Below are 19276 nucleotides of genomic sequence, written 5' to 3' on the forward strand. Positions count from 1 at the left end.
TGTCACGCGTGCCAGTCGAGCGGGACCTGCCGGGTGCGGTCCCAGGGCCGCTCCCATCCTGCGTAGTGAAGAATCTTGTCGATCACGCCCGCCGTGAAACCCCAGACCAGAGCGGGTCCGGCCAGGAATGCCGGGCCGCTGTGACCGCGCGGGTGCACGCTCGTCACGCGGTTGGCAGGATCCGTGAGATCCGCCACGGGGATCGTGAAGACGCTCGCCGTCTCAGCCGAATCGACGACGCCGACGGGGCTCGGCTCGCGCCACCAGCCGAGGACGGGCGTCACGACGAAGTTGCTGACGGGGATGTAGAGGCGGGGCAGTACGCCGAAGATCTGGACGCCGGAGGGATCGAGTCCGGTTTCCTCCTCGGCCTCGCGGAGCGCGGCGCGCAGCGGGCCCGTCGTCTCCGGATCACCGTCGGCGGGGTCGAGGGCGCCGCCGGGGAAGCTCAGCTGCCCCGCGTGCGAGCGGAGGCTGCCCGCACGCTCCATGAGCAGCAGCTCAGGGCCTTTCTCGCCCTCGCCGAAGAGGATCAGTACGGCCGACTGGCGTCCGGCGCCGCTCTCCGGCGGCAGGAAACGGCTGAGCTGCTCGGGGCGTACGGACCGGGCGACGGCGGCCACCGGATCGAGCCACCCGGGCAGCCCACGGCTCGTCACGGCGACTTCGGTCGGACCGGCCGCCTCGGCGGTCCCGGCCACCCCGGCTGTCCCGGCGGCCGTCCCGGCCGTCCGGCCGTCGTATGTCTCGCTCCCACGCGTCATAGGCACCCCCGTCGTCACAACGCCCGAACCGGGCCCGTTCGTTCCGCGCGACCGCGCGCCGCCCCCGTCACTCGGCGGCTCCCAGCGGCGGCGCCGGCGCTCCCGGGTAGCCGGGCGGGGGCTTCAGCCGCTGTCCCGGGTAGCCGCCCATCTCGTACTTGAGGAGCTTCTTCGCCTTCTCCGGGTCCGTCTCGCCCTCGCCGTAGGACGGGCACAGATGCGCGATCGGGCAGGCGCCGCAGGCCGGTTTGCGGGAGTGGCAGACGCGGCGGCCGTGGAAGATGATCCGGTGCGAGAGCATCGTCCACTCGGTCTTCGGGAAGATCGCGGCGATTTCCGCCTCGATCTTCTCCGGGTCCTCGCTGTCGGTCCACTTCCAGCGACGTACGAGCCGCCCGAAGTGCGTGTCGACGGTGAGCCCGGCGACGCCGAAGGCGTTGCCCAGCACCACGTTGGCGGTCTTGCGGCCGACGCCGGGCAGCGTGACGAGGTCCTTCAGGCGGCCGGGAACCTCGCCGCCGAAGGTGTCCCGGAGAGCGGCGGACAGTCCGATCAGCGAGCGGGCCTTCGCGCGGAAGAAGCCCGTCGGCCGGATCAGCTGCTCCAGCTCCTCGGGGTCGGCTGCCGCCATGTCCTCCGGCGTCGGGTACTTGGCGAAGAGGGCAGGGGTCGTCTGGTTGACCCGCAGGTCGGTGGTCTGGGCGGAGAGGACCGTCGCGACCAGCAGCTCGAAGGGGCTCTCGAAGTCGAGCTCGGGATGGGCGTACGGATAGACCTCGGCGAGCTCGCGGTTGATCCGCCGGGCGCGGCGGACCATGGCGAGGCGCGACTCGGGCTTGGCGGCCGTGGCGGGCTTCGCAGCGTTCGCGGCGTTCGCCCGCTTGGGCGTTTTTACCTCTTTTGTGGCTTTCTTTGGCTGCGTCGGAACTTGTTCGCCCACAGCGGAATTACGGCCTTCAGTCACCTGTCCGGCCCCCTTGGGCTGCACTGTCACCGGCGTTTTGGACACCCGGCCAGCCTAAAGCCCGGCACTGACATCCGCCCCGGTCACAGCCAATTGCCACCCCAATCGGCCCCCTGCCGCACGGTCGGGCACGCCGGTACGTCAAACTTGTGATTGATCGCACTGTTTTACCGTCCGGCATCATGGTGACCACGGTTCCCGTGATGAGCAGGTCGACAAGGAGAGAACTCGTGGACGACGTTCTGCGGCGCGCCCCGCTCTTCGCGGCGCTCGATGACGAGCAGGCCGCGGAGCTCCGCGCCTCAATGAGTGAGGTGACGCTCGCTCGCGGCGACGCCCTCTTCCACGAGGGCGACCCGGGCGACCGCCTGTACGTGGTCACCGAGGGCAAGGTGAAGCTCCACCGCACCTCCCCCGACGGCCGCGAGAACATGCTGGCCGTCCTCGGACCCGGCGAGCTGATCGGTGAGCTGTCGCTCTTCGACCCGGGCCCGCGCACCGCCACCGCAACCGCCCTGACGGAGGTCAAGCTGCTCGGCCTCGGCCACGGCGACCTCCAGCCCTGGCTGAACGTACGCCCGGAGGTGGCCACGGCCCTCCTCCGTGCCGTCGCCCGCCGGCTGCGCAAGACCAACGACCAGATGTCCGACCTGGTCTTCTCCGACGTGCCGGGCCGTGTCGCCCGCGCGCTCCTCGACCTGTCGCGCCGCTTCGGTGTGCAGTCCGAGGAGGGCATCCACGTCGTGCACGACCTGACGCAGGAAGAGCTGGCCCAGCTGGTCGGCGCCTCCCGCGAGACGGTCAACAAGGCCCTCGCGGACTTCGCGGGCCGCGGCTGGCTGCGCCTGGAGGCGCGGGCCGTGATCCTGCTGGACGTGGAGCGCCTGGCGAAGCGCTCGCGCTAGTACGAGCCTGTACGACGCGAGAAGGGCCGTCCCTGGTGGGGGCGGCCCTTCCCCGTTTTCGGCCCGGTGTCAGTGGCCGGGGCTATTCTGCGAATACGGTCGGTGACGAGCGAGGAGGCAGCGATGAGCGTCATGGACGACGTGCTGCGGCACGCGGCTGAGCAGATCGCCAAGGAGCACGAAGGCTTCAAGGTCGAGGTCGTGGGGGGCCGCGTCGTGATGACACCGCAGAGCAATGTGCAGAGCTGGACGATCAGGCGCGTACAGAACGCGGCCGACGCCGCGGGAATCAGCGAGGAGCGGCTCATCTCCGACGTGCTGATCAAGTTCCCCGGCGACCCCGACCGTGTACCCGACGTGACGATCCTGACCGAGGGCGCGAAGGAGCCTTACACGTACGAGGACATACTGGCCGCCGTCGAGATCGTGTCCACCAAGGACGACGTGAACGACTACGAGATCAAGGTCCAGCAGTACGCCCGCTACGACGTCCCCATCTACTTGATCATCGACCCGTTCCGGGGGGAATGCACCCTGCTCACGGGACCCAGGGGCAACGATTACGAGGCGCGCGAGTACTACACGTACGGCGAGACCATCACGCTTCGACTCGAAGACGGGTCCACCGTCCCCATCCCCACCGATGAGTTCAAGCGCAAGGACGCCTGACCAGCGCCGTACTAGATCAGGCCGTGCTCCCGCAGATACTCCAGCTGCGCCCGCACCGACAGCTCGGCCGCCGGCCACAGTGACCGGTCCACGTCCGCGTACACGTGGGCGACGATCTCCGACGCGCTGACGTACCCGTTCTCGACGGCCGTCTCCACCTGCGCCAGCCGGTTCGCCCGGTGGGCCAGGTAGTACTCGACCACGCCCTGCGCGTCTTCCAGTACGGGCCCGTGCCCCGGCAGCACGGTGTGCACCCCGTCGTCGACCGCCAGGGAACGCAGCCGCCGCAGCGAGTCCAGGTAGTCGCCGAGCCGCCCGTCCGGATGCGCCACCACCGTCGTGCCCCGCCCCAGGACGGTGTCGCCCGTCAATACGGCCCGGTCGGCAGGCAGGTGGAAGCACAGCGAGTCGGCGGTGTGCCCCGGCGTCGGCACCACGCGCATCTCCAGGCCCCCGGTGGTGATGACGTCCCCCGCCGCGAGCCCTTCGTCCCCGAGCCGCAGCGCGGGGTCCAGGGCCCGTACGGACGTACGCGTCAGCTCGGCGAACCGCGCCGCGCCCTCCGCGTGGTCGGGGTGCCCGTGCGTGAGCAGGGTCAGCGCGACGCGCTTGCCCGCCTTCTCCGCGGTGTCGATCACCGTCCGCAGGTGTACGTCGTCGAGCGGCCCCGGGTCGATGACGACCGCCAGCTCCGAGTCCGGCTCGGAGACGATCCAGGTGTTGGTGCCGTCCAGGGTCATCGCGGAGGCGTTGGGAGCGAGGACGTTGACGGCGCGTGCGGTGGCCGGCCCGGAGAGCACCCCGCCACGGGGCTGTCCGGGAAGCGCGGCGGCGTCAGTCATGCGGTGCCTCCTGTGCTCTGGATCCGCTTCGTGAATTCATCGTGGCCCGGCCAGCTCAGAACCACCTCGTCGCCGACCAGCCGCGCCTGCGCGAGGACCGGCGTCATGTCCTGCTGCGCCGCGCCCGCGAGGGCCTCGGCGGCGGTGGCGTACGGCTGGAGCGTACGCAGTGTCGAGATCGTCGGCGGCATCATCAGCAGCTCGCCCTTGTCGTAGCCCGCCGCCGCCTCCGCCGGTCTGATCCACACCGTGCGGTCCGCCTCCGTGGAGGCGTTACGGGTCCGCTGGCCGGCCGGCAGCGCGGCGACGAAGAACCACGTGTCGTACCGCTTCGGTTCGAACTCGGGGGTGATCCAGCGCGCCCACGCGCCCAGCAGATCGGACCGCAGCACCAGGGACCGGCGCTGGAGGAAGTCCGCGAAGGACAACTCGCGGGCCACCAGCGCCCGGCGGTCCGCCTCCCACTCGTCACCCGTGGTGTCACTGACCACGGTGTCGGCCGTCGGGCCGGCGAGGAGCACACCCGCCTCCTCGTACGTCTCGCGCACCGCCGCGCACACGATGGCCTGCGCCGATGCGCGGTCCACCCCGAGGCGAACAGCCCAGTCGTCCAACGACGGGCCCGCCCAGCCCACCTGGTGGTCGTCGTCGCGAGGGTCCACTCCCCCGCCCGGGTACGCGTACGCGCCTCCGGCGAAGGCCATGGAGGCGCGTCTGCGCAGCATGTGGACGGCGGGGCCGCCGGCCGTGTCCCGCAGGAGCATGACGGTGGCGGCCCGCTTGGGGGGCGCGGCGGTGAGCTCGCCATGGGCGAGGGCGCGGATCCGGTCCGGCCACTCGGGCGGGTACCACTGACCATTGGACATGGCCGGAGGCTATCCGCTCCCGGTTGGATGTTCGAGAGCACCGGGGTCAGGAGGCCGCGACCCGGTCGTCACGCAGAAACGAGCTCGACCTGGATCTCGATCTCGACCGGCGCGTCGAGCGGCAGCACCGTAACTCCCACCGCGCTGCGCGCGTGCACGCCCTTGTCGCCGAGCACGGCGCCCAGCAGCTCGCTCGCGCCGTTGATCACGGCCGGCTGGCCGGTGAAGTCGGCGGCGGAGGCGACGAAGCCGACGACCTTCACGACACGCGCGATGCGGTCCAGGTCACCGGTGACCGACTTGACGGCCGCCAGGGCGTTCAGCGCGCACGTACGCGCCAGGTTCTTGGCCTCTTCGGGCGTCACCTCCGCGCCGACCTTGCCGGTACACGGAAGCTTGCCCTCCACCATCGGGAGCTGGCCCGCGGTGTAGACGTACACGCCCGACTGCACGGCCGGCTGGTAGGCGGCGATCGGCGGCACGACCTCAGGCAGCGTCAGGCCGAGCTCGGCGAGCTTCGCCTCGACCACACTGGTCATGCCTGCTTCTCCCGCTTCAGGTAGGCCACCAGCTGCTCGGGGTTGTTCGGTCCGGGGACGACCTGGACGAGCTCCCAGCCGTCCTCGCCCCAGGTGTCCAGAATCTGCTTGGTCGCGTGCACGAGAAGGGGCACGGTCGAGTATTCCCACTTGGTCATACGCCGACTGTAGTGCCTGCCACAGACACCTCCTGCGTAGCCCGGGCACCGACTGGTTAGGCTCAAAGACGTGAGCAGGCTCCAGGTCGTCAGCGGAAAAGGCGGTACCGGAAAGACCACGGTGGCCGCGGCACTCGCGCTCGCCCTCGCGACGGAGGGCAAACGCGCCCTCCTCGTGGAGGTCGAGGGCAGGCAGGGGATCGCGCAGCTCTTCGAGACGGAAGCACTTCCGTACGAGGAGCGGAAGATCGCGGTCGCACCGGGCGGCGGGGAGGTGTACGCCCTCGCGATAGACGCCGAACGCGCGCTTCTCGACTACCTCCAGATGTTCTACAAGCTCGGAGGAGCCGGCCGCGCGCTCAAGAAGCTCGGCGCGATCGACTTCGCGACCACCATCGCGCCGGGTCTCAGAGACGTGCTGCTGACCGGCAAGGCGTGCGAGGCGGTCCGCCGCCGGGACAAGCAGAACCGTTACGCGTACGACTACGTCGTGATGGACGCACCGCCCACCGGCCGGATCACGCGCTTCCTGAACGTGAACGACGAGGTGGCGGGTCTGGCCAAGTTCGGCCCGATACACAATCAGGCGCAGGCGGTGATGCGCGTACTCAAGTCACCGGAGACGGCCGTCCACTTGGTGACGCTGCTCGAAGAAATGCCCGTCCAGGAGACCGCCGACGGCATCGCCGAGCTGCACGCCGCCGAGCTGCCCGTCGGCAACGTCATCGTGAACATGGTCCGCCCGCACCTCCTCGACGAGGACGCCCTGCGCACCGCCGCCGGTGAGCAGCGCACCGCCGTCGCCAAGTCGCTCTCCCAGGCGGGCCTGGGCGGGGCGCGCCGCGGCGGCCTCGCGGAGCGCCTGGTGGACCCGCTCCTCGAACAGGCCGCGGAACACGCGCAGCGCGTCGAGCTGGAGCGCGAGCAGCGTGCCGTACTGGCGGGGCTGGACCTGGCGACGTACGAACTGCCGCTGCTCGGCGAGGGCATGGACCTCGCCGGGCTCTACCGGCTGGCGAAGGAACTGCGGACCCGTATCGCCCCTGGGGGAACCACATGACCGTGAGTGCCACGGACAGCAGCATGGGCAACAGCATGGACGCGACACCCACCCTGGACATCGACCCGCTGCTCGACGACCCGGCCACCCGCATCATCGTGTGCTGCGGCGCGGGCGGTGTCGGCAAGACGACGACCGCTGCGGCGCTGGGTGTACGGGCGGCCGAGCGCGGCCGGAAGGTCGTCGTTCTGACCATCGACCCGGCCCGCAGGCTCGCCCAGTCCATGGGCATCGACGAGCTCGACAACACCCCGCGCCGGGTGAAGGGCATAGACGAGACGGCCGGCGGCGAGTTGTCCGCGATGATGCTCGACATGAAGCGGACCTTCGACGAGATCGTCGAGGCGCACGCGGACGGCGAGCGGGCCCGCGCGATCCTGGAGAACCCCTTCTACCAGTCCCTGTCGGCCGGTTTCGCGGGCACGCAGGAGTACATGGCGATGGAGAAGCTGGGCCAGCTGCGGGCCCGCGACGAGTGGGACCTGATCGTCGTGGACACCCCGCCGAGCCGCTCCGCGCTGGATTTCCTCGACGCGCCGAAGCGGCTGGGGTCGTTCCTGGACGGCAAGTTCATCCGGGTGCTGATGGCGCCCGCGAAGGTGGGCGGCCGGGCCGGGATGAAGTTCCTCAACGTCGGCATGTCGATGATGACGGGCACCCTCAGCAAGCTGATGGGGGGCCAGCTGCTGCGCGACGTACAGACGTTCGTGGCCGCCATGGACACCATGTTCGGCGGCTTCCGCTCGCGTGCGGATGCGACGTACCGGCTGCTCCAGGCGCCCGGTACGGCGTTCCTGGTGGTCGCCGCACCGGAGCGGGACGCCCTGCGCGAGGCCGCGTACTTCGTCGAGCGGCTGGCGGCGGAGGAGATGCCGTTCGCCGGGCTCGTACTCAACCGGGTCCACGGCAGCGGCGCCCCTCAGCTCTCGGCCGAGCGGGCACTTGCCGCCGCAGAAAATCTTGACGAGGGCCGCATTGTGGATCAGGAGGCCGGGAAGGCTGGAGTTCGTGACTCCTCGGCGCCCTCTCCCGAAGCCGAATCCACACCGGACCCCACCTCCGAGAGCCACAGCCACAGCCAAACCCACCCCACCCACACGGTCGAGCAGTTGACCGCGGGTCTGCTGCGCCTGCATGCCGAACGTATGCACGTACTCGCGCGTGAACAGCGAACGCGCGACCGCTTCACCGCACTCCACCTCGAGGTGGCGGTGGTCGAGGTGGCCGCCCTGCCGGGTGATGTGCACGACCTCGAAGGGCTTCGGGCCATCGCTGACCGGCTCGCCGCGAATGATGCCGTCGAGCCTGTCGAGTCTGCCTAGCCGGTGAGCTCGTCCGGTCGGACCGACCCGCCGGACCAACCGGCCGGACTAACCCACAGCGGCGAACTCGATGTACGCCCCGGTCTCGTCGTCCTCGGGCAAAATGCCCGTGCTGCGCTCGTACTCAGTACGCGCTGTCTCAAGGAGCCGACGCCAGGAGGTGACGGTGGGGCGCCTGCGCAGAAGTGCGCGCCGCTCCCGCTCCGTCATGCCGCCCCACACGCCGAACTCGACGCGGTTGTCCAGCGCGTCGGCCAGGCACTCGGTCCGCACCGGACATCCCGTGCACACCGCCTTGGCCCTGTTCTGCGCTGCTCCTTGTACGAACAGTTCGTCCGGATCGGTAGTGCGACAGGCTGCCTGCGCACTCCAGTCGGTTACCCAGCCCATACCGGCGCCGTCCTCTCCCGAATCGAGGCTCCCCCACGGCGACAGCGGCATATTCACCGCTGCCAGTTGAGGACGTTACGGAAGGTGGGCACAGCGCAACACCCCCTTCGGGCCCAATCTTGAATGGCCCGAACGGACTATGTGTAAGCGACAGATCACCCGACGGAGTGAGGCGAGGGCATACGTAACCAACCCGGCAAAGCGGGGTAGTTCGGATGGGCCACAACGGATACCCGGTGACGCATGAGGCTGATTCGGACATGCCTCTGCCAGATTTCGGAACTACGGGATGTGACGCAGGTGATGCCAGGGGGGCGGGGGCTTGATGCGAAACCGCACTGCTGTGACAGTTGGGAGCAGCTTAGGCCAAGGCATATACGCGTGTCCGGCGAATGAGAACGTAGACACGACACAACACCTCACGGTGTCAGGCCGTCACGTCTCCCGGGACGAGGCCACCGTTCACGGCTCGCCTCCAGAGCCTGTCGTGCCATTCGTTGGCATCGGGAGCGGGCTTGGTGGTGAGCCCGGGGTTCGGTCCGGTCTCGATGAGGTGAAGCAACGACCATGCGACGCCGTAACAGTCGTCCGGGCCGAAGCATGCGACCAACGCCTTGGCCTCCTCCACCGTGACCGGCCGGGAGATCGCCTCAAGCTGCTGGACTCGGAGGTGCGGCCGGGCATGCAGATGTCACGGCTTGGTACCCGAACATCCCGAGAAGCACCCGCTCATCGGAACGCCGCCAACAACGGATTAGGCTGCCCCCATGCCAAAGAAGCGCTCGGGCGGGGGTCTCACCGGGACCCAGCAGGCCGCCAAATTCCTCGGTGTCGCCGCGCTCTCCGGAGCCGTGCTGGCAGGCATCGCACTGCCGGCAGCCGGAGCGCTGGGCCTCGCGGCCAAGGGAACGGTCGAGGGGTTCGACGAGATCCCCGCGAACCTCAAGACGCCGCCACTGAGTCAGCGCACCACCATCCTCGACGCGCAGGGCGGTTCGATCGCCACGGTCTACTCGCGTGACCGCACCGTCGTGGACCTGAAGGACATCTCCCCGTACATGCAGAAGGCGATCGTCGCGATCGAGGACGCGCGCTTCTACGACCACGGGGCGATCGACCTCAAGGGTGTGCTGCGCGCCCTCAACCGCAACGCCCAGACGGGCGGCGTCACGCAGGGCGCGTCGACCCTCACACAGCAGTACGTCAAGAACGTGTTCGTCGAGGAGGCCGGCGACGACCCCACCAAGGTCGCCCAGGCCACCCAGCAGACACTCGGCCGCAAGGTGCGCGAACTCAAGTACGCCATCCAGGTCGAGGAAGAGCTGGGCAAGAAGAAAATCCTCGAGAACTACCTCAACATCACCTTCTTCGGGCAGCAGGCGTACGGCATCGAGTCCGCGTCCAAGCGCTACTTCAGCAAGTCCGCCAAGGACCTCAAGCTGGAGGAGGCCGCGCTGCTGGCCGGCATCGTGCAGTCGCCGAGCCGCTACGACCCGGTCAATGACTCCGAAGAGGCGACCAAGCGGCGCAACACCGTGCTCCAGCGCATGGCCGACGTCCGTGACGTCTCGCAGGCAGAGGCGGACCGGGCAAAGGCGACGCCGATCAAGCTGAATGTCAGCAGGCCGAAGAACGGCTGCATCACCGCCGTCAGCGGCGCGGGCTTCTTCTGTGACTACGTGCGCGAGGTCTTCCTGTCCGACCCGGTCTTCGGGAAGACGAAGGAGGACCGGGCCAAGGTCTGGAACCAGGGCGGCCTGAAGATCCGTACGACGCTGGACCCGCAGGCACAGCAGTCGGTGCAGGCGTCGATCAAGGACCACGTCTACCAGTCGGACAAGATCGCGACGGCGGTCACGCTCGTCGAGCCCGGCAGCGGCAAGGTCATCGGGATGGGCCAGTCCAGGCCGTACGGCTTCAAGAGCAACGAGACGACGATCAACTTCTCCGCCAACAAGAACATGGGCGGATCGGCGTACGGCTTCCCAACCGGCTCGACCTTCAAGCCGTTCGTGGCGGCCGCGGCCATAGAGCAGGGCATTCCGGCGACGAAGACCTACTCGGCGCCGTACGACATGCCGTACCCGAGCCCCGTGCAGACGTGTGGCAAGCCGTGGGTCAACATCAGCGACACGGTCGAGAACGAGAACGAGTCCGAGGTCGGCCCGTACGCGATGAAGGAGGCCATGGCGAAGTCGGTCAACACCTACTTCGTCCAGATGATCTCCGAGATCGGCATCTGCCCGGTGACGCAGATGGCGAGCAAGCTGGGCGTCATCCAGGCCGACGGGCAGAAGCTGAAGGAAGTGCCCGCGATCTCGCTGGGCACGGAGGGCATGTCGCCGCTGACGATGGCGAACGCGTACGCGACCTTCGCCAACCGGGGCACGTACTGCACGCCGGTCTTCATCGAGTCGGTGGTGACCGCGCAGGGCAAGGACCTCCCGGTGCCCAGGTCGACGTGCTCGCGAGCGATGTCCGAGAAGACGGCCGACACGATCAACACCCTGCTCAAGGGTGTGGTCGACTCCGGTACGGGTCAGCAGGCGGGGCTCACCAGCCGGGACAACGCCGGTAAGACGGGTACGACGGACGGGCGCCACAACGCCTGGTTCGTCGGGTACACGCCGAACCTGGCCGGTGCGGTCTGGGTCGGCGCGGCCGGCGCCAAGCAGGTCCCGATGGAGAACATCACCATCGGCGGCGTCTACCACGACAAGGTCTTCGGTGGTCAGGTCCCGGGGCCGATCTGGAAGGACGCGATGAGCGGCGCGCTGGACGGCAAGCCGGCGCCGGGCTTCAACACCGTCCACATCCCGAATCCCGACAAGGACAAGGACAAGGGCGACCGGGACCGGGGCCGGGACCGGGGCGACGACGAGGACGAGGGCGACCACGACGACGGCAAGCCCGGCGACGGCGGCGACGACGGGGGCGGCAACCCCTGGCCCGACATCTCGATCCCGCCGGACCTGATCGGCGGCGGCAACGGCAACGGCAACGGCGGAGGACGCGGCGGCAACGGGCCGTAGGGCGCGTTACGCGTCAGACACGACGGCGGAGGGGCGCTCGGTGGATTCCACCGGGCGCCCCTCCGCCGTACTCATCTACATCTACTGCTCAGCCGGCCAGGAGCTTCTTCACCGCGGCGGCCACGCGGCCGCCCTCGGCCCGTCCCGCCACCTTCGGGTTCACGATCTTCATGACCGCACCCATCGCGCGCGGCCCCTCGGCGCCCGCGGCCTTCGCCTCTTCGACGGCCTGCCCGACGATGGCGTTCAGCTCGTCGTCGCTCAGCTGCTGCGGCAGGTACGCGTCGAGGATCTTGCCCTCCGCCAGCTCACGCTCGGCCGACTCGGTCCGGCCGCCCTGGGTGAAGGCCTCGGCCGCCTCGCGGCGCTTCTTCGCCTCCTTGGCGATCACCTTCTGCACCTCGTCGTCGGAGAGCTCGCGCGCCGTCTTGCCGCCGACCTCCTCCTTGGTGATCGCGGTGAGGGTGAGCCGGAGCGTGGACGAGATCAGCTCGTCGCGCGCCCTGATGGCGGCGGTGAGGTCTTCCTTGAGCTTGGACTTGAGCGTGGTCATAGGGCAAGTGTGGCAGGTACGCACCCGCTTGCGCCCGCCGATTTCGCGGGCGGGGACCGTCTGCGACGATGGGCGTATGCGCGCACGTTACGGGGTACCCCTGAAAATCACCGCAGGAATCACGGCTGTTGGCGCGGCCGGCGTCGCGTACGCCGCCGGGTTCGAGGCCCGTTCGTTCCGCCTCCGGCGCGTCACCGTGCCCGTACTCCCACCGGGTGCCCGGCCCCTGCGCGTACTCCAGGTCTCGGACATCCACATGGTCTGCGGGCAGCGCAAGAAACAGCGCTGGCTCCAGTCGCTGGCCGGCCTGCGCCCCGACTTCGTCGTCAATACGGGCGACAACCTCTCCGACACGGACGGCGTACCGGAGGTGCTGGACGCGCTCGGCCCGCTGATGGAGTTCCCGGGCGTCTACGTCTTCGGCTCGAACGACTACTACGGCCCCAAGCTCCGCAACCCCGCCCGCTACCTCCTGGAAAAGGCCCAGGGCAAGTACGGCCTCAACGGCAACCCGCCGGCCGTCGGCGCCGTACACAACCCGTGGGAGCGGCTGCGCGACGGCTTCGACGCGGCGGGCTGGGTGAACCTGACCAATACGCGGGGCAGGCTCAAGCTCGGCGGCCTCGACACCCTGGAGATCGCCTTCACCGGCGTCGACGACCCGCACATCAAGCGGGACAGGTACACCGAGGTCGCGGGCGGCCCGGACCCCTCGGCCGACTTCTCCATCGGCGTCGTCCACGCCCCGTACCTGCGCACCCTCGACGCCTTCACCTCCGACGGCTACCCGCTGGTACTGGCCGGCCACACGCACGGCGGCCAACTCCGCGTCCCCTTCTACGGGGCGCTCGTCACCAACTGCGACATCGACACGGACCGCGCCAGGGGTCTCTCGACCCACTCCGCCGACGGCCGCCGCTCGTACCTCCACGTCTCAGCAGGCTGCGGCACCAACCGCTACACCCCGGTCCGCTTCGCCTGCCCACCGGAGGCGACCCTGCTGACGCTGACACCCCGCGACCGCTGATCACGCCCGAATCCACCCGGCCCCCACCTGCGGCCCCGCGAAAACCGGATTTCGCCTCCGGCCGCGCGTCCGCTAAAGTAATCGATGTCGCCGCAACGCGCGCGACAATCGGGGTGTAGCGCAGCTTGGCAGCGCGCTTCGTTCGGGACGAAGAGGTCGTGGGTTCAAATCCCGCCACCCCGACAGCTAAAACACCAGGTCAGGCCCGGTCTCCTTCATCGGAGACCGGGCCTGATTTGTGTTTCCGGCTGCCTGGGGAGTGGCTGGGGAGTGGATCAAGGAAATTCACTCCCCAGGGACCGGCTACCGAAGTGCTCTCAGGCGCTCCTGCAAGAGGTCGTTGAGCACCGCCACCGGAGACGTGGGACACATCGCCAGCCGAGCATCGAGCGACGCTTCCCACGCGGCGGTGAGGTTCGCCATCAGGTCCTCGCGCATCTGCCGGGTGATGTGCGAGTAGCGGGCCTGCACCGACCCGTCGATGTGCCCCATGCGCTCATCCATCAGCTTCGGCGGAGTACGGAACCCCTCCATCAGCGTCTTATGCGTGTGACGCAGCCCGTGAGGCGTCAGCCCCTTCGCGATTGGCACCCAGCACGCATCTGCCCGCGCTTGTGCCCCTCTCCCCCGCGCCGGGACACCGGGCCATGGGTCGGCGAGCACGGGCACGGGCCGCGCTGCCTGCGGTGCCTTCTTCGGGTACCAGCCTGTCGCAGCGGGCTGGAACAACCAGGTCGCGAATCCATTCCGGCGCCAGTGCGCCGCAGTCTCCCCCGACGAGCCGCCACGGACGTAGCCGAGTTCCGCTATCGCGATCTCGACTCTGATGCGCGTCGGCTCGGCGACGGAGGCCGGCCGGTTCAGCACGTTCGAGACCGTTCCCGTGGAGACACCAGCGCGGCGAGCGACGTCGACCAGCTTCGCGCCCACTTGCCGGGCCGCGTCGTTGGCCGGGCCCAGGCCACGGAACACGTACGTGAGTCCGTGGCACTGGCAGGGCTTCGGCTTGGTCCGCGTGATCTGGCCAGCGACCAAGCCGGACAGCCACGCTGGGGTGTCAACGGTCCGATACGAGTCGTCCTTGGGCGGGCAGCGATGCAGCTCGCCCGTGTCCAACTCGTAGAGCTGCCATTCCACCCGTATCGACGCCGGGCGTACGAACTCGGTCTCCAGGCCGACGATTTCGCCCCAGCGCTTACCGGTGTAGCCCTTCAGGACCGTTGCCACGAACTCGTCGTCGCGGCCGGACAGCAGCGATGCCCGCTCGGCAACAAGCAGGATGCCGAGGGCGTCGGTCACCACCTTTTCGGGGCCTCGGTTCCGAGAGCGTCCGGCGCGCTTGCCCCGGCCCCGCCGCTTGGTTGCAGGGTTGGCATCCCGAAGCCCCTCATCCACCGCATCGGCGAGGATGAGATGCAGCGTGCCGCGCCAGGTCTTCACACTGGACGCTGCGTAGAGCGCCCTCTCCTTCTTCTCCCAGGCACCGATGTCCGTGGACTGGATGTCGGCGATGGCTTTCGCCTCGAACTCAGGGAGAAGGTGCTCCTCGATGTGTCGCTTGTAGTTCTGCATGGTGGACGCGGCCAGGTCCTGCGCCGCGTACCAACGGTTCACGTACTCGCCGAAGGTCTCCTTTCCGGCGTTCGGGTCGCGCCAGCCAACCTGCCTGACCTTGGCTTCGTGGTCGTTCGCCGCCTTCGCAGCGTCGCGCTTGGTGCTGTAGCGCACCGTGGCGCCATTGGGGTCAACGACAGTGCGGAGTACGCCGGGCGCGATCCAGTACCGAGCGCGGTAGTAGTCACCGCGTTTCTCTCCGAAGCCCATTACTTCCTTCCCTCTTGGTGGTTCACGCGGCTGACGCCGAAGAGTCTGAGCGGACTGCCCGACGCGGGCGCTTCGCTCGGAGGCCGGCAGTCGGCGCAGGCTGCTTCGTACGGCGGCGTTGCGGGGCGGCCCCCTCTTCAGTCGCTGGCCCCTGGTTCCGGAGCGGGCGCTCCTCAAGGACGCAGATGATCTCTGCGAAGTGCTCCGCCGTGAAGCGGTAGCCACCGCCGCTCCTTACGAACGGGATCCGGCGACGACGCGCCTGCTCCTTCACCCACCACTCGGAACAGCCGAGAGCTTCGGCGACCTCTGCGGGACGGAACAGGTGCGGCAGAGCGACCGGAGCGACGCTGCGACGGCTGTGACGGGTCATGCCTGCCTCCCGTTCGCGGGGCCATTGGCCGCCGCAGAAACCGCAGAATCCGCAGAAAACTGGGATTGGCGGCTTGACCTGTGCCGATGCGGCGCACGGCTGGGTGCCGCAAAAATCGCGAGAATCGCCGCAGAAATAGGCGTAGTTGGCCGTGCCGGGGTGGGGCCTGAGGACCGCTGGGATTTGTGCGGGACTTTCGGCGATTTTTGCGGCAGCCCCCGCGCAGGGAGCTGGTTGTGGCTTCGCCGCTGGTCAGCGGCGGTGCCTTGGGATTTGTGCGTATTCTGCGGTTTCTGCGGGCCGGTTCCTGTGCGCGGGGCCCTGGGGGTGCTCATGTGCGGCCCTCCCTCAGGTGGGGGTGGATGAGGTAGCGGGGGGCCGGCGGGCGTCCGCGCTTGCCGGTGCGGGGCGGGGTGTCGCTGCGGAGGTAGCCGTGTTCCTCCAGCAGCGCGACGGTCGGTTCGAGGTCGGCGACGGTGGGGAATTCGGAGCGGGACAGCTTGGCGAACAGGTCGCGGCGGCTGACGCTCTCCCACTGGTTGGCCGCGAGTACGTCCAGCAGGCTGCGGGCGCGTGCCTGGGTGGCGTCTGCGCCCATGAGGTCGAAGACGGTCAGGGCATGGGCGGTGAAGTAGTCGGCGACCTCGATTGCGGCGGCCATGGTCGCTTCACTGATGGGCTTGCCGTAGCCGTCTTCGAGGTGGTCGGCGAGGTGGAGGAGTCCGGCGATGCGGGCAGTGGCGCCGATGAGCTTGCCCGCCCACTTGCCGACGTGCCCCAGGCGCCCGCCCCTGGCGCGGAGCTGCGGCTCAAGGCGCTTGTCGAACGCAATGAGGGCCGCGTCAGCCTGGGGTGTGAGCTGGATGACGGCGGGGTCGGTCCAATCCGCCAGCGACAGCGTCAGCGCGGTGACGCTGTTCTCGTAGCGGGAGGCGACCTCTTTGGGCACCGGGTCGGGGTTGATCTTGCGGTAGCCGACCAGGGAGACGGGCAGCGAGTACAGGAAACGGGCCAACAGGCCACGTCCGTCGAACCCGCGGTTCTTGCCGATGTCCTCCAGTACGGAGGGCTGGACGGCAAGGCCCATCGTGAGCGCGGGGGCCTCGATGTACTCCTCGCGGCTGCGGCGGTCCACGCGCAGCCGGTCGCCTGCGTGGCCCTTGAGGAAGACCTCCATGTTGGGGGTACCGGAGTAGCGTCCGGCGATGATGTCGAAGATGCCGCCCTCGGCCGACATGACCGCGAGCCTGCCGCCCTGGTCGGCCAGCAGCGTGGCGATGACCTCCGGGGTGGCATCGTCGGCCAAGAGGCGGGGGCGAGCGGGAACTTTGAGGGATTCGGCAGCTTGGGCCAGCCCGATGGCTTCGGCAACCAGCCCGTCCTTCTCGGGGCCCTCGGCAGACGCGGCCTTCGTTGCGGCCTTGTCGGCGGCTTCCTGGGCCATCTTCGCGGTGAGTTCGGCTTCCACGATCCGCCCGGACGCCTCGGCGACCATGAGCGCTTCGGAGTGGTAGAGCGGGTTCGTCATCGCCGCGAAGACCGCCGACTTCCGGTTGGCCGGACCGAGCGCGACGACGACGAACAGGTTCGTGGGCTCGCGCCAGCGTCCGCGCACCTGCACGACCGCACGCCCGCCGGCCGCTGTCGCCAGGACCGAGAGCGCCAGGGCCCCGGCCATGTCGGGCGGGGTCTGGGTTTCCTCGGCGACGGCTGCGACGTAGTCCGCGAGCCAGCCCGGCAGCGCGCGGACGGGGAAGGGCGGGAGCTCGGGCTGGGCGTTGAGCGGGATCGGCTCCGGCCACACCCCGGGCACGGTCTCCGCCCCGAGCGCCAGCGCTTCGCGCAGGTCGTCGTCCGTGGCGTCCGGCGACATTCCGGCCTGCACGATGCGGGTGCCCGCTTCGATGCTGCGGCGGCGCTGGGCTTTGCCGTGGACGATCTCCGCGTAGTAGGCGGCGTTGGCGGTGGTGGGCACCGCCTGCACGAGGGTGAACAGGTACTGCCTGCCTCCGACCTTGCCGAGGTCGCCGACCTGGTCGAGGTAGTGGCCCAACGTGATCGGGTCCACGGGCTGGCCCTGCCCGTGCTGGGTGAGGATCGCGCGGTGGATCGTCTCGTGGGCGGGGCGGTAGTGGTCGGCGGGGTCCATCGCGGCGCTGACCTCGGCGATGACATCGGGGGCGAGCATCAGGGAGCCGACGACGGCTTGTTCGGCTTCCAGGTCGTGGGGCGGCACGTGTTCCATACCGGTCGCGGCGGGGCCGCGCAGGGGCACCACGGTGCCGTACTGCTCCGGGGCGGGTTCAGGTGTCATGCTGAGGGTCTCCTGTTCTGTCTTCGGGCAGGGCGGGGAGACCGGGGGCGGCGGTGTGTCCTTGCACGGGAGTGCCGCCGCCCTCGGGCGTTCATCGGGTCAGGTCATGCACCAGCCGGAATCGCAGCCGGGGGCAGGCTGCGGCGACTCACGCGGCGTCCTCCTGCGCTGCGGCCGTCGCGGCGGCCATGTCATCGAGCTGCAAGAGCAGTTCGCCGAGGTGCTGGAGGGTGATCTCGCGGGTGTAGGGCATGGACCAGCGTCCGCAGCCCAGCCGTACGGTCACGACCTCGTCGGGATTGATGTCCATCTCAGTTCTCCTTGGTGATCTCGATGGCGGGGAGTTCGGGCAGACCGGCGCGGGTGAGTGCGCCGGGGTCGAAGCCGGGGAGCGCTTCGCGGTGGATGAGGGCCTGGGCGAGGGCCTGGGCGTAGGCGGCGCCTTCGCGGGCAACTTCGATCTGTGCCCCGGCGCCCAGGGCTACGACGCGTTCGATGTGGGCGTGTTCCTCGCGCCGCTGGGTGGTGTGCCGCTCGTGGGCGAGGGCGTCGCGGCGGTCGGTGCGCCAGTAGCGAGCGGCGATGCCGTAGGCAGCGGTGGTGGCCAGGGCCCACAGCAGCAGCGGCAGCGGCAGGCCGTCGGCGTACCCGGCCACGCCCGCCAGGGCCAGTGCGCCGGAGCTGGCGAACGCGGTCCCGGCGATGACAGGGTCACCGGCTCGGCCGGCCGATGCGAAAGCGCCGGCGGTCGCGGCCCCGGCGGCCAGGACGACCATCAGGGCCGCGTTGCCGGTGGAGTGCTCGGCGCCGTTGGCGTTCCAGATCCGCCCCAGGACCAGCACTGTGGAGGTGGCCACGGCTGGGGCCGCTTTGGGGGCGGCGAGGGCGAGCCAGTGGCGGGCGACGATGGGTTCGTTCATGACCAGCCTCCTAGAGGTTGCTCAGGGCGTCGACGACAGCGGTCGTGAGGTCGTTCATCGGCTTGGAGGCGCCAGTGGAGGCGAGGTAGAAGCCGAACGTCGTGGCGATGAAGGCGGAGCCGTAGCCGAGGGTCTTGGAGCGGAGGAGGAAGAACAGGACGAGTCCGAACAGGGCGACGAGAGAGACGGTGATGGCCACGGTGGAATCTCGCTTTCGGTGGGCGAGGAGGGCTGGTTAAGGTCCGCAGGTCCCCGGGCGCTGGCCAGTTCGGGGATTTGACCGGCGACCGCGCCCGCCTAGCTCCTGCTCGGAGCGGGGTCCGTCTCATGACGGGCGGTCGCCGGTCGTCGTGTGTTCGCCAGGTCAGCGGGTGCCGTCGCGATGGATGCGGGCGGCGACGTTGAACAGGTGGCGGCCGACGCGTATGCGCTTGCGGTCACCTCGGCAGCGGCGGCAGGTCTTGCCGGGCCGGAGCTTGCCGCGCCGGTCATTCTTGAGCGCGTAGCCGAAGCCACGGCACTTGCGGCAGTTGCCGAACGGCGAAGCCGCACACAGCCCGCCGTAACACAGTGTGATTGCGAGCAGGCAGGCGATAGCGAAGAGGGTAGGGGGCATGAAGGGCCTCCAGGGGCGGTTTTCGGGGGTTTCCGCAGGTGGGCCGCTATGCGCTAGCGACCTGATCAGGGCCCGTATGGGCCGCTATCGGGGCTGCTATCGATAGCAGGTCGGCCCGCTATCGATAGCAGCCCCGGG

Annotated in this window: 21 protein-coding genes, 1 tRNA gene and 1 pseudogene; 7 read left to right on the plus strand and 16 right to left on the minus strand. The window is 69.3% G+C overall.

Annotated elements, in window-relative coordinates:
• Window positions 1–2: 2 nt before the first annotated feature.
• Together ABZX79_RS07775 and nth are read right to left on the minus strand one after the other, a co-directional pair.
• Complete coding sequence (locus ABZX79_RS07775; RefSeq protein ID WP_355253254.1) at window positions 3–764, minus strand: CoA pyrophosphatase; 762 nt, start codon at window positions 762–764, stop codon at window positions 3–5.
• A 67-nt stretch (window positions 765–831) separates the two neighbouring features.
• Window positions 832–1581: an endonuclease III gene (nth, locus tag ABZX79_RS07780; RefSeq protein WP_355253706.1), complete on the minus strand. Its 750-nt coding sequence runs from the start codon at window positions 1579–1581 to the stop codon at window positions 832–834.
• Between the two features lie 377 nt (window positions 1582–1958).
• Between nth and ABZX79_RS07785 the strand changes: the two genes are divergently transcribed.
• Both ABZX79_RS07785 and ABZX79_RS07790 read left to right on the plus strand, forming a co-directional pair.
• A complete protein-coding gene (locus ABZX79_RS07785) occupies window positions 1959–2633 on the plus strand; it encodes a Crp/Fnr family transcriptional regulator (protein ID WP_123460131.1) in 675 nt (224 codons plus the stop codon).
• Window positions 2634–2756: 123 nt separating this feature from the next.
• Window positions 2757–3302, plus strand: coding sequence for a Uma2 family endonuclease (locus ABZX79_RS07790; RefSeq protein WP_355253258.1), 546 nt, complete (start codon window positions 2757–2759; stop codon window positions 3300–3302).
• A gap of 11 nt (window positions 3303–3313) precedes the next feature.
• On the opposite strand, the gene ABZX79_RS07795 is transcribed toward ABZX79_RS07790, so the two are convergent.
• From ABZX79_RS07795 to ABZX79_RS07810, 4 genes are all read right to left on the minus strand, one after another.
• Entirely contained in the window at window positions 3314–4144 is an 831-nt protein-coding gene (locus ABZX79_RS07795; RefSeq protein ID WP_355253261.1) for an MBL fold metallo-hydrolase, read from the minus strand.
• Window positions 4141–5010, minus strand: coding sequence for an NUDIX hydrolase (locus tag ABZX79_RS07800; RefSeq protein WP_355253264.1), 870 nt, complete (start codon window positions 5008–5010; stop codon window positions 4141–4143). The genes ABZX79_RS07795 and ABZX79_RS07800 overlap by 4 nt, the downstream gene beginning before the upstream one ends.
• 68 nt (window positions 5011–5078) lie before the next feature.
• Window positions 5079–5549, minus strand: a complete 471-nt coding sequence (locus tag ABZX79_RS07805; RefSeq protein WP_355253267.1) for a RidA family protein — start codon at window positions 5547–5549, stop codon at window positions 5079–5081.
• Entirely contained in the window at window positions 5546–5707 is a 162-nt protein-coding gene (locus ABZX79_RS07810) for a DUF4177 domain-containing protein (protein ID WP_019355547.1), read from the minus strand. The genes ABZX79_RS07805 and ABZX79_RS07810 overlap by 4 nt, the downstream gene beginning before the upstream one ends.
• Window positions 5708–5777: 70 nt before the next feature.
• Between ABZX79_RS07810 and ABZX79_RS07815 the strand changes: the two genes are divergently transcribed.
• Both ABZX79_RS07815 and ABZX79_RS07820 read left to right on the plus strand, forming a co-directional pair.
• Complete coding sequence (locus ABZX79_RS07815) at window positions 5778–6767, plus strand: ArsA-related P-loop ATPase (protein WP_355253270.1); 990 nt, start codon at window positions 5778–5780, stop codon at window positions 6765–6767.
• The gene (locus tag ABZX79_RS07820) at window positions 6764–8089 is read left to right on the plus strand and encodes an ArsA family ATPase (RefSeq protein WP_355253273.1); all 1326 of its coding nucleotides are present in this window, start codon (window positions 6764–6766) and stop codon (window positions 8087–8089) included. Before ABZX79_RS07815 ends, ABZX79_RS07820 begins: the two co-directional genes overlap by 4 nt.
• Window positions 8090–8137: 48 nt before the next feature.
• Here ABZX79_RS07820 and ABZX79_RS07825 read toward each other — a convergent pair whose 3' ends face one another.
• The gene (locus tag ABZX79_RS07825; RefSeq protein ID WP_355253276.1) at window positions 8138–8479 is read right to left on the minus strand and encodes a WhiB family transcriptional regulator; all 342 of its coding nucleotides are present in this window, start codon (window positions 8477–8479) and stop codon (window positions 8138–8140) included.
• 767 nt (window positions 8480–9246) lie between these two features.
• Between ABZX79_RS07825 and ABZX79_RS07830 the strand changes: the two genes are divergently transcribed.
• On the plus strand, window positions 9247–11511 hold the full coding sequence (locus tag ABZX79_RS07830; protein ID WP_355253279.1) for a transglycosylase domain-containing protein: 2265 nt from the start codon (window positions 9247–9249) through the stop codon (window positions 11509–11511).
• A gap of 88 nt (window positions 11512–11599) precedes the next feature.
• Here ABZX79_RS07830 and ABZX79_RS07835 read toward each other — a convergent pair whose 3' ends face one another.
• Complete coding sequence (locus tag ABZX79_RS07835; protein WP_355253282.1) at window positions 11600–12064, minus strand: GatB/YqeY domain-containing protein; 465 nt, start codon at window positions 12062–12064, stop codon at window positions 11600–11602.
• 76 nt (window positions 12065–12140) lie between these two features.
• Here ABZX79_RS07835 and ABZX79_RS07840 point away from each other — a divergent pair, with 76 nt between their 5' ends.
• Both ABZX79_RS07840 and ABZX79_RS07845 read left to right on the plus strand, forming a co-directional pair.
• Window positions 12141–13091 carry a metallophosphoesterase gene (locus ABZX79_RS07840; RefSeq protein ID WP_355253285.1) on the plus strand — a complete coding sequence of 317 codons (951 nt, stop codon included), beginning with the start codon at window positions 12141–12143 and terminating at the stop codon, window positions 13089–13091.
• A 109-nt stretch (window positions 13092–13200) separates the two neighbouring features.
• Window positions 13201–13274 (plus strand) — tRNA-Pro (locus ABZX79_RS07845).
• Window positions 13275–13394: 120 nt separating this feature from the next.
• Here the strand turns inward: ABZX79_RS07845 and ABZX79_RS07850 are convergent.
• The 8 genes and pseudogenes from ABZX79_RS07850 to ABZX79_RS07885 form a co-directional block, all read right to left on the minus strand.
• Window positions 13395–14915, minus strand: coding sequence for a LacI family DNA-binding transcriptional regulator (locus ABZX79_RS07850; RefSeq protein WP_355253288.1), 1521 nt, complete (start codon window positions 14913–14915; stop codon window positions 13395–13397).
• 22 nt (window positions 14916–14937) lie between these two features.
• Window positions 14938–15288: a helix-turn-helix domain-containing protein gene (locus ABZX79_RS07855; protein ID WP_355253291.1), complete on the minus strand. Its 351-nt coding sequence runs from the start codon at window positions 15286–15288 to the stop codon at window positions 14938–14940.
• 331 nt (window positions 15289–15619) lie between these two features.
• Window positions 15620–17161 (minus strand): YfjI family protein, encoded by a 1542-nt coding sequence (locus tag ABZX79_RS07860; RefSeq protein ID WP_355253708.1) that lies wholly within the window; start codon window positions 17159–17161, stop codon window positions 15620–15622.
• A 69-nt stretch (window positions 17162–17230) separates the two neighbouring features.
• Window positions 17231–17602 (minus strand): annotated as a pseudogene (locus tag ABZX79_RS07865) (DnaB-like helicase N-terminal domain-containing protein); the annotation flags it as partial.
• A 148-nt stretch (window positions 17603–17750) separates the two neighbouring features.
• Window positions 17751–17912 (minus strand): hypothetical protein, encoded by a 162-nt coding sequence (locus ABZX79_RS07870; RefSeq protein WP_355253293.1) that lies wholly within the window; start codon window positions 17910–17912, stop codon window positions 17751–17753.
• Window position 17913: 1 nt separating this feature from the next.
• On the minus strand, window positions 17914–18522 hold the full coding sequence (locus ABZX79_RS07875; protein ID WP_355253295.1) for a hypothetical protein: 609 nt from the start codon (window positions 18520–18522) through the stop codon (window positions 17914–17916).
• Window positions 18523–18532: 10 nt separating this feature from the next.
• Window positions 18533–18721, minus strand: a complete 189-nt coding sequence (locus ABZX79_RS07880) for a hypothetical protein (RefSeq protein WP_355253297.1) — start codon at window positions 18719–18721, stop codon at window positions 18533–18535.
• Window positions 18722–18886: 165 nt separating this feature from the next.
• Window positions 18887–19138: a hypothetical protein gene (locus ABZX79_RS07885; protein WP_355253299.1), complete on the minus strand. Its 252-nt coding sequence runs from the start codon at window positions 19136–19138 to the stop codon at window positions 18887–18889.
• Between the last annotated feature and the right edge of the window lie 138 nt (window positions 19139–19276).

The sequence above is a fragment of the Streptomyces sp. NPDC002994 genome (assembly GCF_040611155.1).
Classification (GTDB): Bacteria; Actinomycetota; Actinomycetes; order Streptomycetales; family Streptomycetaceae; genus Streptomyces.

Coding starts and splice junctions, on each gene's coding strand:
- ABZX79_RS07775 (WP_355253254.1), bottom strand. CDS start 764: ATGACGCGTGGGAGCGAGACATACGACGGCCGGACGGCCGGGACGGCC.
- ABZX79_RS07860 (WP_355253708.1), bottom strand. CDS start 17,161: ATGTCGCCGGACGCCACGGACGACGACCTGCGCGAAGCGCTGGCGCTC.
- ABZX79_RS07850 (WP_355253288.1), bottom strand. CDS start 14,915: ATGGGCTTCGGAGAGAAACGCGGTGACTACTACCGCGCTCGGTACTGG.
- ABZX79_RS07870 (WP_355253293.1), bottom strand. CDS start 17,912: ATGGACATCAATCCCGACGAGGTCGTGACCGTACGGCTGGGCTGCGGA.
- ABZX79_RS07835 (WP_355253282.1), bottom strand. CDS start 12,064: ATGACCACGCTCAAGTCCAAGCTCAAGGAAGACCTCACCGCCGCCATC.
- ABZX79_RS07790 (WP_355253258.1), top strand. CDS start 2,757: ATGAGCGTCATGGACGACGTGCTGCGGCACGCGGCTGAGCAGATCGCC.
- nth (WP_355253706.1), bottom strand. CDS start 1,581: ATGGTCCGCCGCGCCCGGCGGATCAACCGCGAGCTCGCCGAGGTCTAT.
- ABZX79_RS07875 (WP_355253295.1), bottom strand. CDS start 18,522: ATGAACGAACCCATCGTCGCCCGCCACTGGCTCGCCCTCGCCGCCCCC.
- ABZX79_RS07795 (WP_355253261.1), bottom strand. CDS start 4,144: ATGACTGACGCCGCCGCGCTTCCCGGACAGCCCCGTGGCGGGGTGCTC.
- ABZX79_RS07820 (WP_355253273.1), top strand. CDS start 6,764: ATGACCGTGAGTGCCACGGACAGCAGCATGGGCAACAGCATGGACGCG.
- ABZX79_RS07885 (WP_355253299.1), bottom strand. CDS start 19,138: ATGCCCCCTACCCTCTTCGCTATCGCCTGCCTGCTCGCAATCACACTG.
- ABZX79_RS07825 (WP_355253276.1), bottom strand. CDS start 8,479: ATGGGCTGGGTAACCGACTGGAGTGCGCAGGCAGCCTGTCGCACTACC.
- ABZX79_RS07805 (WP_355253267.1), bottom strand. CDS start 5,549: ATGACCAGTGTGGTCGAGGCGAAGCTCGCCGAGCTCGGCCTGACGCTG.
- ABZX79_RS07830 (WP_355253279.1), top strand. CDS start 9,247: ATGCCAAAGAAGCGCTCGGGCGGGGGTCTCACCGGGACCCAGCAGGCC.
- ABZX79_RS07800 (WP_355253264.1), bottom strand. CDS start 5,010: ATGTCCAATGGTCAGTGGTACCCGCCCGAGTGGCCGGACCGGATCCGC.
- ABZX79_RS07855 (WP_355253291.1), bottom strand. CDS start 15,288: ATGACCCGTCACAGCCGTCGCAGCGTCGCTCCGGTCGCTCTGCCGCAC.
- ABZX79_RS07810 (WP_019355547.1), bottom strand. CDS start 5,707: ATGACCAAGTGGGAATACTCGACCGTGCCCCTTCTCGTGCACGCGACC.
- ABZX79_RS07840 (WP_355253285.1), top strand. CDS start 12,141: ATGCGCGCACGTTACGGGGTACCCCTGAAAATCACCGCAGGAATCACG.